The sequence below is a fragment of the Anaerococcus sp. C0059F3 genome (assembly GCF_056590475.1).
Map to the genome: position 1 here is coordinate 33,335 of NZ_JBWPWE010000004.1, position 14,339 is coordinate 47,673.

The window sequence follows — 14,339 nt, forward strand, 5'->3', positions numbered from 1 at the left end:
TTTTCTCCTCCGGGCTATGCCCTATTTAATTCTATACTATATATCATACCTATCTTGGATTAATCTTCCAAATCTTTATAGATATTTTCACAAACTAATTTTATTGCTTCGTCAGCATCTAGGTTTTTATTTTCCATTTCAGCCCTAGTTGAGTATTCAATAATAGAATTTACTGCATCTTTTCCAACCGTAATCCTGTATGGGATACCGATTAGGTCCCTGTCGTTAAATTTAACACCTGGGCGTTCATTTCTATCATCAAGAAGAACATCAATTTTCTTTGCCTTTAATTCTTTATAGATTTTTTCAGCTAAGTTAGCTTGATTTTCATCATTTGGTTTTATTAAAGTAATTATTACTTCAAATGGGGCTACACTTGTTGGCCAGATAATGCCCTTATCGTCATGGTATTGCTCCACAACAGCTGAAATTGACCTTGAGATACCTATACCATAAGAACCCATTATAAATGGCTTAGCAACTCCATTTTGGTCTAGGAAATTAGCCTCAAGGGCTTCAGAGTATTTTGTTCCAAGTTGAAAAATATTTCCTACTTCAATTCCCCTAGCTGCCTTATAAAGGCCAGATCCATCGTAAGCCTGGTCGCCTTCTTTTGCTAGGATCAAATCTTCTGCCACTTCGCCTTCGAAGTCTCTGCCGAAGTTTGCATTGATATAGTGATAGCCAGGTTTATTCGCTCCTACTACTAGGTTGTTTGTTCTTGTAAGTGATTCATCTACAATAACTCTTGCATTTTCTATACCAATTGGACCAGTATATCCCGCTGGTGCCTTGGTATGTTTTTCAATAGTTTCGTCATCAGCCATCTCGATTTCATGCTCTGGAACTTTTAGGTAAGAAATAAGCTTAGCCATATTTAATTCCCTATCACCTGGTACAAATACAAAGACTGGTTCGTCTTCAACAATTAAGTCAATTGCCTTAGCGCATCTTTTTGCTTCTGTATTTAAAAAAGTTGATACTTCTTCAATAGTCTTTTTATCTGTAGTTTCTACTAGTTCAAGATCCTTTAAATCTTCTTTGAGTGGCTCAATAATAGACCTTGCTTTTTCATCTGTATAGGCAGAATCGCTGTTTTCTGTATAAAGAATAATTCCTTCACCAGATTCAGAAAGTGCTATAAACTCATGAGATTTGTGACCGCCCATGGCTCCTGAGTCACCTTCTACGATTTTGTAGTCGAGTTTCATCTTATCAAAAGCAACCTCATAGGCCTTCCACATATTCATGTAAGACTTTTCAAGGCCTTCTAGATTAGCATCAAAGGTGTAGGCATCTTTCATGAGGAAGTCTCTTGACCTGTTGATTCCAAATCTTGGTCTCTTTTCATCTCTGAACTTATCAACGATTTGATATAAATTTAATGGTAATTGTTTGTAAGAATTTAATTCGTCCTTTATAAGGTCTACAAAAGATTCCTCTGCTGTTGGACCTAAGGCGTATTCCCTATCGTGCCTATCTTTTAATTTAAACATCTCAGGACCAAAGGTCTCCCATCTGGTTGACTTATCCCAAATTTGTCTTGGTTGGAGGATTGAAGTTGAAACCTCAATAGCCCCGTGGCTATCCATAGCATCTCTAACTATAGTTTCAATCTTGTTTAAAACTTTTTGTCCAAGAGGTAAGAAGGAATAAATTCCTGAAGCTTGTTGTCTGATGAATGCTCCCCTTACTAACAATTTATGGCTGGCTGTCTCTGCATCAACCGGATCTTGTCTTAGGGTTGGCATATAATAATTCGATAATCTCATTAATTCACACTCCTCATTGAAAGACCAATTCTTTCTTTTTTCTTATCTATTTCTATAATTCTAACACTTACCACCTGCGAATTTGTCAATTCATCATGTGGATTTTTTACAAACTTATCGGAAATCTCTGAAACGTGTACTAGGCCATCAGTTCCAACTCCAATATCTACAAAAGCACCAAAGTCAGTTATATTTCTTACCTTGCCCTTAAGAACCATTCCAACTTTCAAATCATCTATACCCATTATTTCCTTTTTGGTAAGGACTTCTGGATTATCTTCCCTAGGATCTCGTCCAGGTTTCTTAAGCTCTGCAATAATATCCTCAAGTGTTGGTATTCCCACTTCAAGTTCTTGGGCAAGCTTTTCTATATCAATCTTATCCAAATCTAAGCTTTGGATTTTTTTGGCTATTTTGTAGGATTCTGGATGGACTGCAGTATTATCTAGGATTTCTGGTGATGATGGGAACCTTAAAAATCCTGCTGCAAGTTCATAAGTTTTTTTACCCAATCCCTTCACATCCAAGAGGTCCTTCCTATAAACAATCTTTCCATCCTTGAAGTCTTCTTCTATTCTCTTGGCTAGATTTTGGTTTAGGCCTGATACATAGGATAGAAGCTTGTAGGAAGCATTATTAATAGCAACTCCCACTTCATTTACTGCATCTTCTACTACTTTTGCTAGCTCTTCATCAAGCTTTTTGCCATCAAGGTCGTGTTGGTATTGGCCAACGCCTATGTGTTTTGGTTCAATTTTTACAAGTTCAGCCATGGGGTCTTGGAGGCGCCTTGCCATTGATATTGCACCTCTGATGGTAACATCAAGGTCAGGAAATTCTTCTTCGCCTAGACTTGATGCAGAATAAACACTGGCACCAGCCTCGTTTACTATGGCATATGAAACGCCATCTACTTCCTTAATTAATTTATCAACAACAAGTTCTGTTTCCCTAGAAGCAGTTGCATTTCCAAGAGCTATTAAAGTTACTCCATATTTTTCGATTAAGGATTTTAAGGTTGCAATTGCTTCTTTTTCTTTTTTGTGAGGTTCTACTGGATAAATAACAGCTTGGTCTAGGTATTTTCCGTTTTTATCAACAACTGCTACCTTACACCCTGTCCTAAAACCAGGGTCAAGCCCCATTACCACCTGGCCCTTAATAGGCCTTTGTAGGAGATAAGGTTTTAAGTTATTTCCAAAAACTCTAATTGATTCATCGCTTGCTTCTTCTGTTAATTTATTTCTAAGCTCTGTTGTAATTGAAGGTAACATCAATCTCTTGTAAGCATCATCTATTGTGAGTTCTACAAGTTCTTTTTGGTAAGGATTAAATTCCCTATCTTGGCTAACCAGCTTATAAATTAGGCTTTTGTTATAGGCGTCTGAAAATTCAATTTTTACTGTAAGTATATCTTCCTTTTCTGCTCTGTTAATGGCTAGAACCTGGAAAGACTTAAGATCTTTTAATTTTTTAGAAAAATCATGGTATGATTCGTATAGATTATCATCTTCTGCCTTAAGACTTGTAATTAAGGTTGCTCTTAACAAACCGTCACGCCTAATTATATTTCTTGCATCAATTGTATTTGCTATATCTTCAGCAAGGATATCAAGGGATCTTTCAATAACTTCTTTTTCATCCTTAAGACCTTCCTGGAAATAATCCTTAGCTGCATCAACAGCTTCTTCTTCGCTAGATATTTCTGTAAGAAGTTTTTCTAAAAATTCCTCTAAACCGAATTCTCTTGCTATATCAGCCCTTGTCTTTCTTCTTGACTTATATGGGGCATAAATATCTTCAAGAATGGTTAAAGAATTACTTGCAAGAATTTCTTCCCTAAGTTCATCTGTTAATTGGCCTTTTTCGTCAATTAATTTTATAATTTCTTCTTGTCTTTTTTCTATATTACGAAGTCTAGAAAGATTTTTTTCTATTTCTCTAATCTCAACATCAGTAAGATTGCCTGTAACTTCCTTCCTGTATCTAGCGATAAAGGCAACAGTTGAGCCTTCATCAAGAAGTTTAATTACATTTTCTATTCTTTCTTCATTAATATTTAATTCTTTTGATAAAATTTCTGTAATATTCATATTTTCCTTATAATAATATAATTTTCAATAAATAAATAAGTATCAAATGGACTGGATAAAAGGCATAAAAATACCACTTATTATAGGTACCTCTTTTTCCATTATATAAAAATATTAGAGGAATTGATAGGTAAACCATGTAGGGTATTGATAAGTAATCCCCGCCAATCCTTGCTTCAAAAGCAAAACCTATTAGGATTGCAAGAGCCGTTAAAATTCTACTATCCTTGGCCAAGTATAATAGACCAATAGCAACAATAGCATTAGAATCGTAGTCTGTCATAAAAAATCCTGCAAAAAAATAAATTCCTAAGAAAATTATGATAGCAAAGCAAAATTTTAAAAGCTCATTTAATTCACTTTTCCTTATCTTTTCCCATTGGTAAACCATAAATGCACCCAAAAATAGGGAAAAGAATACATTCTGGCTATAAATAAAAAAGTAATAGCCTGTACTTGCCAGATCAAAGGGGATTTCTGATAAAAAAGCAAAGATTAATAGTCCTCTCAAATACTTTTTAGGATTTTTACTCAGTAAAATTCCCTGAACGGCCATAAAGCAAAAAAGTGGCATGGAAATTCGCCCAATAAGCATAAATAAGTCTGCAATTTTGGTAAACCCCAACATATATAATAGGCCACATTGGGCTAAGTGACTTAAAAACATGGCACTACAAGCGATTATTTTTAAATGACCGCTTGTTAAATAAGGGCGTTCCAATCGCCAAGCTTTCATAAAACTCTTATTATCACTCATCTAATAATTCCCCTTGATGAAATTTATCTTATACTTAGGGAAAATCATTGATATATCTTTACCAGACGGCCTTACATTCCCATTTTTATCAATATCAATAATTTGGCTTGGGTCAAAAAATACCAGTTTAAAATCCTCATTAAGTTTTGAAATTACAGTAAGTTCGAATTTATAAACTTCCCTTTCCACCCCGTAGGCAATAAGAAGGTCCATAAATCTTCCATAATCATAGTCATTATATTCTTCAAAACTCAAACTTATTTTATATTCATGGTCTTCATCAACGTGGAAATTAGCACGCTTGCTGGTGTAGGAATGTTCATCTCCCGTTTTAAGATTTGTAAGGGAGATTTTTGTAATATTTGGATTTGACTCCTCAATTAACTTAATCACATCATTATCTGATAGGTCTTTTTCGATATTTTTAAGCATTTCCATATCCCTAACATCTTTATTTATTTCAGAAATGGAAATTGGGTCAGTAAACTTTTCCTTTTTAGCTTTCTTATTTTTAGGCTCGATACTTAGTTTTGATTCCTTATTCAAATCCTTCCTAACTATCCTTCCATAATTTTTACTAGCCTTATCATCAGGATCATAAAGGTAAGCCTTTATATCATCAAAATCCATATCATCTTTTATAGGTAGACTTTCTTTTTCACTTAAATATAAATAAGTAGAATAAAGTGTTCTAAAGGCCATATACAAAAAAGATAGGCTTGTTAGAAGTGAAATGATATTTTTTGGTATATAGGAATTAAAATTGACTAGGTTAATTATAAGCATTAGGAAAAATGGTCTTATGCCTGTAAATTCCATAAAGTTTTGAAGGCTTGACTTTTCTTCTTCATTAGTCTTTCTTTTGCTCATCTTTACAACCATTACTATTACCCTGATAAGGAAATTTAAAAATCCAAGAACATAAAGCCCGGTTATTATTTGTTGGACTATTGGATAATAGGTATAGATTTCGAATGGCAAGGACCTAATGGTGTAATCAATCAAAAATGTGTTGGCTAATAAAAATAGACCAGACTTTCTAAAAGTCTTTGATATAATAAAAATTAAAAGCAAAACTACAAAACCACCAATGGCAAAACCCAATATTTGGTTATCTAATATTAAATTGTAAATTTGATTTATTATTACGTCTATATCCATATTGTCTCCATTATATAATTATATCAAATTCCTTGATTTTAACAATGTTTATTTGATTTTTTTTTAATATAAGCATGGAAAATTAAAAACCCCAATATCCACATTTGGATTTTAGGGTTTTGATTTTAACAATTATTTTCAGATATCCATTCTATAATTATTTTCAACTTAAATAAAATTTTAATCTTCATACTTAAAATATTGATATAACTAAATAAGTTAATCCACAACTGCTTTTAAAAAATATATTGTACCTATATTCTACATAAAGTTTTTCAAAAAAATATATGAGTTTTAAAACTCTACTATAATCTAAGAGAAGAATCGTGAAAAATAAAAAGACCCCCAAGGGAGTCTTTGTTTTTTATGTAGTATATATTATTCTTGGTCGATTGCTTCAACTGGGCAAACTGCTGCACAAGCACCACAATCAATACATGCATTTGAATCTATTTCATAAGCTGCATCGCCTTGTGAGATTGCTCCTACTGGGCATTCACCTTCGCATGAACCGCAAGAAATACAAACATTTTCATCTATTTTGTATGCCATAATTTCCTCCTATATTTGTTATATGATTAGTATACAACTATATACACCAAATGTCAACTTTTTTTATATTTTTATACCTAAAAACGGAAAATAATGATTATTTATGCAAATTGATAATAATTATCATTTACATTTGACAAGGTCGCTTGCCTTATAATATTCTTCTATTTCTACATCGTCCTCTGTCTTTACTCTCACCTTGCACATTTCTTTTACAAAGTCATTAGCAAGGACGATACCCTCTCCATCTTCTGTTTGAACCATAGTTCCTGGTCTTGGCATATATTTTCTAGCCCTAACATAATTTTCTTCCTCAAAAGAAAGACAACACATTAGCCTACCGCAGATACCAGAAATTTTTGCAGGATCTAGGGTGATTCCTTGATCCTTGGCCATTTTTATAGATAGAGGCGAAAAATCAGACATAAATCTTGAACAGCAAGACTTCTGTCCACATGTTCCATAAAATCCCTTAAGCTTAGCGTGGTCCCTCACCCCTATTTGCCTTAGTTCTATCCTATTTCTAAATATAGAGGCAAGGTCTTTAACAAGTGATCTAAAGTCAACTCTCATATCAGCTGTGAAATAAAAAGTGATTTTTGTCCTATCAAAACTATATTCACTATCGACTATTTTCATTTTTAGCCTATAGAAATTCGCCTTTTCTTGGGCAATTCTAATTGCTTCTTCAGAATCTTCTAGGTTTTGCCTATAAATATCTAGGTCTTTTTCTGTCGCCTTTCTTATAACTGGTGAAAGAGTTTTATCAAACTTCTTTTCATCTATTTCAATATTGGCCAAGGCAACTTCCGCTAGTTCCAAACCATTCGAGCTTTCTACTATTACCTTGTCCTTAAAATTCAGAATTAAATTATTAGCAGAAAAATAATAAATCTTTCCCGCGTCTTTAAATCTTATTCCAACTACATTCATCAACTTCGCCTGCCTTCTCTATATATATTTAAAAATATATTTTCAACACTCAATTCAAAATTTATATTATTCCTAAAAGATGAATTTATTCTCTCAAACTTAGCCAAAAGTCCCTCAATACTAGCTAAACTCAGGCCAGAAATGCTTTCTATGTTATAATCATAGCTAGCAAATCCTCTATTAGCCTTATACTTATTATTGATTGTGTCTGATAAGATTTTAATCAATCCTTCCATTAGGCTTGCTTTATCTTCCTTAAAAGAAAGCAAAAATTCCCTCTCCTTATAATAAACTGCGAGGTCTCCTTGGAAAATCTTTGAAAAAATTTCAGATAATCTTTCCATATCTATATCTAGGTCATTATTTGTTGTATTTAAGGAGATTATCTGACACCTTGACCTAATGGTGGGAAGCATCTTACCTGCATTATCAATTGTAAATACAATTAAAGTATAGGCTTTTAATTCCTCAAGACTCTTAAGCATGGCGTTGGCCGCTTCTATCCTTAAATTTTGAGCGTTATGGATAAGGTAAACCTTAATCTTATTATTTACTGGTCTTATTACCATGTCTTTGATAAGGTTTCTTATAGTTCCTATATCGATTATGTCCTTATCAATTATTTCCATATCTGGGTTTGTCTCAAGCTTTGTACTTAAGCCATATGATCCAAAGACTTTTTTAGCAAAATCTTTGGCATATTCAAGGTTATGGGCTAAATCTTCTCCCTCAATTATATAAGCATTAGATAGGCTATTATTTTTTAGCTGGCTATCTAATAAGCTCATAGTTGTATATATTGTTCAACATCAATTATAAATATGGTTGCTCCGCCAACACTTATTTCTATTGGCACAGTTGAGCTAATAAGTGAACTTTCGCCTGTTGGATTTATAATTGTGGTAGTTGTATTTCTCTTCTTGCAGTTTTTCTCAATTACTCCTAGGGCTTCATCAAGTTTTGCTTCTTCCACACCTATTAGTAGTGTTGTGTTGCCCTTTTTAAGAAAACCACCTGTGGTAGATAATTTTGTTATCCTGTATCCTTTTTCTGTTAGAGCATCGATTAAAAAATTAACATCTGCATCTTGTACTATAGCTACCAATAATTTCATCTTAGTCCTCCAATAATTGATATATGATATTTATAACATCTTCTGTCAAATCTTCTATAGATTTTCTTGCATCGACCTTCTTAATTTCATCCTTATAAAGATCTGCCATCTTCAAATAGCCATCAAAAATAGTCTTATGGAAAGAAAAATCTTCATTTTCTAGCCTATCTGGAGAAAAATTTGCTCTTTTTCTTTCGAGGGCTGTCTTGTAGTCTATATTAAAAAATAAAGTAAGGTCAGGTTTTAGTCCACCTGTTGCAAAGTCATTTATACTTTTTACATTTTCTACTCCAAGTGACCTTCCCAGGCCTTGGTATAAGAGAGATGACATTACAAACCTATCACAAATAACAATCTTTCCTGCCTTAAGGTCTGGAAGGATTTTTTCTGCAACAAGCTGAGCTCTTGATGAAGCAAATAAGAGGGCTTCAGTCTTAGCATCCATCATGTGGTTATCATTGTCTATAATAATAGACCTAATCTTTTCAGAAATATCTGTCCCACCTGGTTCCCTATAATAGGATATAGAGTAATCTTTATTTTCTAGTAGCTCTTTAACTTTTTTTATTATTGTGGTTTTGCCGGATCCATCAGGTCCTTCAAAAACTATAAATTTTCCATTCATACATTCATTATACTATAAAATTACATTTTTAGTCTACTATTGTTATTCTATAAAAATTTGCAAATAAAAAAACCATTGTCCTTCTTTTAAAGACCAATGGTTTTAAATCTTATTCAGCGTCTTCTTCGTCTTCTTCAGTTTCGCCAACTGTTGGTACGTCTGCTGCATCTGCTGCTTCAGCTTCTTCATCAACGATTTCTTCTTCAGAAACTTCTTGTAGTGAGCATACTACTTCATCTTCATCAGCAAGAATTGTGATGTTTTCGTTTGATGCTATATCAAGATCTGCAATAGTCATGTTGTCACCAATTGCCATTTCCTTAACATCAACATCTGCTGTTTGTGGGATGTATTTTGGTAGACATTCAACTTCAACGCTTTCAAGGTTTTGTACAAGTACACCTGTAACTTCGTTCATATCATCTCTGTTAACTAGGACAACAGGAACTGTAACTCTGATTGATTCGTTTTGGTCGATTGCTTGGAAATCAACGTGTAAGAATTGATTTTTGTATGCGTGGCTAGCAAATTCCTTTATAAGAACTTCCTTACCTTCACCTTCGATGTCTAATGTAATAATAGTAGATGTTCCAGCTTGTCTAAGTACTTTTTCAAAATCTCTAGCTGTAAATTGAACATTTACATTTTCTTGATTTTTAGCATAGATAACTCCTGGGATAAGTTCTTTATTTCTAAGTTTTTTAACTTGATTTTTACCAGTAGCTTCTCTTTTTTCTGCTTGTAAAACTATTTTAGCCATTTTGCCTCCTTATTTATTCATACTAGCTAATTATACCCCATCCTTGCCTTATTTACAATATTTCTTAATCTAATTATTTTCAATTTTAATTGATTAAAATTCCACTTTGTTATAAAATATAGGAAAGACGGAAAAGAAAAAGAAACCAAAAGGAGAATAATATGCCAAGAAAAGGAAAATTCGGCACTGTAAATATCACAGTTCTCGGAGATGAATTAAATGTTGGCGATAAGGCGCCAGATTTTAAGGCAGATAAGATGGACTTAACTGAATATCATTTTTATGAAGAAGAGGGAGATAAAATAAAAATCTTGTCAGTCGTTCCATCCCTAGATACTGATGTATGCGAACTACAAACAAAAATGTTCCAAAAAGCAACTGAGTTTTTCTCAGATAATATTGTCGTTGTTACAGTCTCAAATGACCTACCTTTTGCCCAACAAAGGTTTAAGAAGGTTAAAAAAACCGATAAAATTAAATTTGTATCAGACTACAACTGCAGAGACTTCTCTAGCAGATACGGCACCCTAATCCAGGAATTAAAACTATTAAACCGTTCTGTTTTTGTACTAGATAAGGATAACACCATAAAATATGTCCAATACCTAGCTCAAAACACTGATCTTCCTGAATATGAAGAAGCAATCAAGATAGCAAAATCACTTGATAAATAAAAATTAGTTCATAAATCTAAAAAAGACGAGAAAATTTTCTCGTCTTTTTTGCTTCTCAATAAAAAATTTTTAGTATATATTGTTTATATTGAGTAATTTATTTTGTTATTAAAAATTCTTCGTATTTTTTCCTATCATAGACAACATCAAGTTCGCCTATGAAGTTTGAATACTTATCTGGATAGCAGAATGATTGTTTAAACCTATATAGGCCATCATTAGTATCGAGACTAAAAGTTCCACCTAAATCTAAATAGTCATAATTATTTTCAAGGCACCATTTTATTTCTTCCCAAATCATATTATAGTTAGGCATCTTATTTCTCATCTCATTAGAGCTAGCAGCATAAAGATAGTAAACCTTATTTCCATAAGGAATCAAAAGTGAAGCTGATAAAGGATTATCCTCAAAATATGAAAGAAAAATTTTTCCATCTAAATATTTAATCAATCTTTCGTAGTAATCTTTTGGTCTATGACCTATACCTTGTCTTTCAGCCATTATTTTTGTAAGTTCATAAAAAATATCAAGGCTTTCTTCATCTGTTTTGCAAATAGTTTTAATTCCTGCTCTGATTGATTTTCTAATATTGTATCTACCTTTTGATGAAAATGATTCAAAAATTTCATCTTCATCCTGGCTGCTTAAATCAATTATCATATTATATCTTGGCTGGGTAAAGGCGTGAGTGTCTATGCCTACAGATCTAAAATCATAACCCATTTTTCTATAATCATAAACGAGTTTTTCATCGAAATTTAATTCTGGATCCATCCTCAAAAGAAAAGCATCATATTTTTCTCTTAAAGGCTCTGCTTCTTTGATTAGGGCTTCTACAAGCTTGGTATCTTTAAAATCACAAACAGGTCCTCTTGGTGCATATAAAAAGTGTTTGCCATTGGTATTTTTAATCCCAATTACAGACATAGCTGCGATAATCTGTTTGTTTTCTTCTAAATAAACAAAGCCATGGGTCCAGTTACTTTTTATTTTTGACCAATTTGTATCCTGCATTGGTCTGGCATATTCAGAATTTCTTACAAAATCATTATATCTTATTAAATCTTGGTCATTATTTACTATAGGCATTAATATATTAGTCCTTCCACTAAAGTTATAGTCGTAATTGATCCAATCCCATTTTTACTTCCTAGGTATTTTACGTCCATATCTGATATTGAATCGCTATCAATATCTCCTATTATCTTACCATTTTTGTAGGAAGTTCCCACATCTATAAGAAGCTGGCCAGCTCTAAAATAGGTCTTATCATAAAAATGAGCTTTTCCTATTGCTGAAATAAAAATATCGCAATTTTTTATAAGTTCTTTTGGATTATTTGTAAGGCTATTAATAATAGTTACACTTGCCCTCTTGGCAGCAAGATACATGGCAAGTGGCCTACCGATAATATTCGTATTATTAGCTATAACTACTCTCTTACCCTTATAGTCAACTCCCTCATAGTCCATAAAGCTCACTACAGCCCTTGCTGTTGCAGGAAGTGAGTTTTTATCACCATCAAGGATTTTTCCTAGACTTTTGTAGGTAAAAGAATCTAAGTCCTTAAGGTCAATATTTTCTTTAAGCATAGTCAAGTCTTCCCTGTCACCAAAGGGCGCCAGAATTATAAATCCATCTTCCTTATCAAAAGATGATAAAAAATCTAGAATTTCCTCTTGACTTTCTTCCTTAAAAATCTTATCAATATAAGTAATTCCAAATTCTTGACACCTTTTTATGATAACATCCTTATAGTGGTTTACTTCCTCGCTTGGGTTTTTGCTTAGAAGAATTATCTTATTTTTAAAATCGTAGTCTTGTAGTCTAGATATTATTTCTTTTCTTAAAGTTTTTGTATTTAATAATTCCATATTTTTCCTAATAAAAAATGCCCAAAGCTATTGCCCTGGGCATATAATTTTTTCTTAGTATATTCTTCTAGCGCCTCTGAAGGCTGTTTGGTATGATCCGTTAAATATGTTGTCATATCTGACACCTGTTTGAGGTGTAGATGCATGGATGAAAGATCCATCAGAACTTGTTATCATACCTACGTGGTCGATTGAGCCACCACCAAATGAGAAGAATACAAGGTCTCCTGGTTTTAGATTGTTGGTATCAACAGCATAACCATTATTAAATTGAGCTTGAGAGCTGTGTGGAAGGTTTACGCCTACTTGCTTGTAAGCATAAGATGTAAGACCTGAACAGTCAAAACCAACACTTGGGTTTGCTGAACCCCAAACATATGAATAACCAACAAATTGGCTAGCAACATTTACAGCACCTTGGGCACCTTGACCGGCAGGTGCTTGTGTATTTACCGCTTGTTCTTGAACAACTTTTTCTACTTGTTGAACAGTTTGTTTAACTTGTTGCTTTTGAGCTTCTTGAGCCTTTCTTGCTTCTTCAGCTTTTCTTGCTTCTTCTGCTTGCTTAGCTTCCTGAGCTTTTCTAGCTTCTTCAGCTAGTCTTGCTTGTTCTGCTGCCTTTGCTTCTTGAGCTCTTCTAGCCTCTTCTTCAGCGTTTACTTTGTTAACTAAGTCTTGTGGATAATAGTTTGCTAGATAATCAAGGCTTACATAACCTTCATTTGTTACAAACCAGTTTCCTTCAACATGGCCAACTAACTTATCTCCAGCTTTGATAGTTCTTACTATGTTATCTGAAGTTGATGCATCCTTAGATGCTCTAATATTTAAACTTGCAGTATTTACGAATTTATCAGAAACTACAGGATCTTCAACCTTTGCAGGTGCAACTTTTTCTTCTGCTAATGGAGCTACTTCTGTATTTTCTTTATATGTAGCAACTTGTTCTTTAGCAACTTCATCTATGTTTTGATTATCGTATACAACTACATCCTTAACTTCGGCTTGAGCTTTTTCTTCGATGATTTCATCTAAGTTTTTGTCATCATAGACAACTACTTCATTTTCATCTTCATTTGCTTCTGCTTTTTTCTCAGCATTTACAATTTGTGTCTCAACTAGAGTCTTGGCTGTTTTTTCTATAATAATATCTTTTTTGATCTCTTGGCTAGCTTTTTTAGAATCTCTTGCCTTGCCTGCGATCTTTGTATTTTTAACTTCTTTTGTATAATCAGACTTAACGAAAGAATAAGAAGAATCAACTTCCTTGTTTTCTTCAGTAATTAATGAATTAGTATGTTTATCATTTTCTAAATCTGTTACAGTAGTAGCATATGCTGTAGCAACAGCCGCTGATGCAGCTATAACCGATAATGCTGCTCCTATATTTTTCTTACTCATAAAAAATTACTCCTCCATAATTGTCATGAATTGTAAATCTATTTGTTAATTGTTTTTGAAATCTAAGTTAATTCTATATCTTTTTAACAAAAAAGTCAATAATTAGTTACAAAAAAATTACACTTAATAGAGTTATTTTATATATATTCGTAAATTCAGCTAAAATTTCCCAATATAAATAAAATATTTTACCAATAAGTGTAAAAAATAAAACACACAATTAATTTTTTGTAACTAATTGTGTGCTAATTATGTATAGAGTAAATCTATAAGCCGTGTTCTGTCGTGGATAATCATCTATCTAGTCTTATTATTACTAATAAGCTCAAGCGAACTACCATTTTCCGGACCGGGCCGAGCAAGCCTCCTAATGTCCATTTTGTTCTTGCACCGGATGGGGTTTACATAGCCTGCCTATCACTAGGACAGCTGGTGAGCTCTTACCTCACCATTCCAACCTTACCAAAATTGGCGGTATACTTTCTGTTGCACTTGCCTGAGGATCACTCCTACTTGACGTTATCAAGCATCCTTGCTCTATGGTGCACGGACTTTCCTCGTGACTTACGCCCCGCGATTATCTGATTTACTCCCTAGTTAAGATACCCCTTTTTATCGTAAA

14 protein-coding genes and 1 other RNA gene are annotated in these 14,339 nt (G+C 33.2%); 1 reads left to right on the forward strand and 14 read right to left on the reverse strand.

From position 1 onward, the window contains the following. Positions 1-59: 59 nt before the first annotated feature. The 10 genes from AC1EJ5_RS03420 to AC1EJ5_RS03465 form a co-directional block, all read right to left on the reverse strand. The gene (locus AC1EJ5_RS03420) at positions 60-1,772 is read right to left on the reverse strand and encodes a proline--tRNA ligase (RefSeq protein WP_479814554.1); all 1,713 of its coding nucleotides are present in this window, start codon (positions 1,770-1,772) and stop codon (positions 60-62) included. Beyond that, positions 1,772-3,865, reverse strand: a complete 2,094-nt coding sequence (locus tag AC1EJ5_RS03425) for a Tex-like N-terminal domain-containing protein (RefSeq protein ID WP_479814556.1) — start codon at positions 3,863-3,865, stop codon at positions 1,772-1,774. Before AC1EJ5_RS03425 ends, AC1EJ5_RS03420 begins: the two co-directional genes overlap by 1 nt. A gap of 7 nt (positions 3,866-3,872) precedes the next feature. After that, on the reverse strand, positions 3,873-4,622 hold the full coding sequence (locus AC1EJ5_RS03430; RefSeq protein WP_479814558.1) for a TraX family protein: 750 nt from the start codon (positions 4,620-4,622) through the stop codon (positions 3,873-3,875). Then, complete coding sequence (locus AC1EJ5_RS03435; protein WP_479814560.1) at positions 4,623-5,783, reverse strand: hypothetical protein; 1,161 nt, start codon at positions 5,781-5,783, stop codon at positions 4,623-4,625. 378 nt (positions 5,784-6,161) lie between these two features. After that, positions 6,162-6,335 carry an indolepyruvate ferredoxin oxidoreductase subunit alpha gene (locus tag AC1EJ5_RS03440; protein ID WP_223420185.1) on the reverse strand — a complete coding sequence of 58 codons (174 nt, stop codon included), beginning with the start codon at positions 6,333-6,335 and terminating at the stop codon, positions 6,162-6,164. A gap of 123 nt (positions 6,336-6,458) precedes the next feature. After that, on the reverse strand, positions 6,459-7,268 hold the full coding sequence (locus AC1EJ5_RS03445) for a PSP1 domain-containing protein (protein ID WP_308748764.1): 810 nt from the start codon (positions 7,266-7,268) through the stop codon (positions 6,459-6,461). Continuing rightward, complete coding sequence (locus AC1EJ5_RS03450) at positions 7,268-8,056, reverse strand: DNA polymerase III subunit delta (RefSeq protein WP_308748763.1); 789 nt, start codon at positions 8,054-8,056, stop codon at positions 7,268-7,270. Before AC1EJ5_RS03450 ends, AC1EJ5_RS03445 begins: the two co-directional genes overlap by 1 nt. Continuing rightward, positions 8,053-8,382 carry a cyclic-di-AMP receptor gene (locus tag AC1EJ5_RS03455; RefSeq protein ID WP_209771648.1) on the reverse strand — a complete coding sequence of 110 codons (330 nt, stop codon included), beginning with the start codon at positions 8,380-8,382 and terminating at the stop codon, positions 8,053-8,055. The genes AC1EJ5_RS03450 and AC1EJ5_RS03455 overlap by 4 nt, the downstream gene beginning before the upstream one ends. 1 nt (position 8,383) lies before the next feature. Next, the gene (gene tmk, locus AC1EJ5_RS03460) at positions 8,384-9,007 is read right to left on the reverse strand and encodes a dTMP kinase (RefSeq protein WP_223420182.1); all 624 of its coding nucleotides are present in this window, start codon (positions 9,005-9,007) and stop codon (positions 8,384-8,386) included. Between the two features lie 109 nt (positions 9,008-9,116). Then, positions 9,117-9,767, reverse strand: a complete 651-nt coding sequence (locus AC1EJ5_RS03465; protein WP_223420181.1) for a 50S ribosomal protein L25 — start codon at positions 9,765-9,767, stop codon at positions 9,117-9,119. A 161-nt stretch (positions 9,768-9,928) separates the two neighbouring features. Between AC1EJ5_RS03465 and tpx the strand changes: the two genes are divergently transcribed. Beyond that, on the forward strand, positions 9,929-10,441 hold the full coding sequence (gene tpx / locus AC1EJ5_RS03470) for a thiol peroxidase (RefSeq protein WP_308748762.1): 513 nt from the start codon (positions 9,929-9,931) through the stop codon (positions 10,439-10,441). 97 nt (positions 10,442-10,538) lie between these two features. Here tpx and AC1EJ5_RS03475 read toward each other — a convergent pair whose 3' ends face one another. From AC1EJ5_RS03475 to rnpB, 4 genes are all read right to left on the reverse strand, one after another. Then, a complete protein-coding gene (locus AC1EJ5_RS03475) occupies positions 10,539-11,531 on the reverse strand; it encodes a lipid II:glycine glycyltransferase FemX (protein WP_479814563.1) in 993 nt (330 codons plus the stop codon). Further along, on the reverse strand, positions 11,531-12,316 hold the full coding sequence (locus AC1EJ5_RS03480) for a bifunctional 5,10-methylenetetrahydrofolate dehydrogenase/5,10-methenyltetrahydrofolate cyclohydrolase (protein ID WP_479814565.1): 786 nt from the start codon (positions 12,314-12,316) through the stop codon (positions 11,531-11,533). The genes AC1EJ5_RS03475 and AC1EJ5_RS03480 overlap by 1 nt, the downstream gene beginning before the upstream one ends. Positions 12,317-12,370: 54 nt before the next feature. Then, positions 12,371-13,717 carry a C40 family peptidase gene (locus AC1EJ5_RS03485; protein ID WP_479814567.1) on the reverse strand — a complete coding sequence of 449 codons (1,347 nt, stop codon included), beginning with the start codon at positions 13,715-13,717 and terminating at the stop codon, positions 12,371-12,373. 253 nt (positions 13,718-13,970) lie between these two features. Next, positions 13,971-14,310: RNase P RNA component class A (gene rnpB / locus AC1EJ5_RS03490), an RNA gene on the reverse strand. Positions 14,311-14,339: the final 29 nt, after the last annotated feature.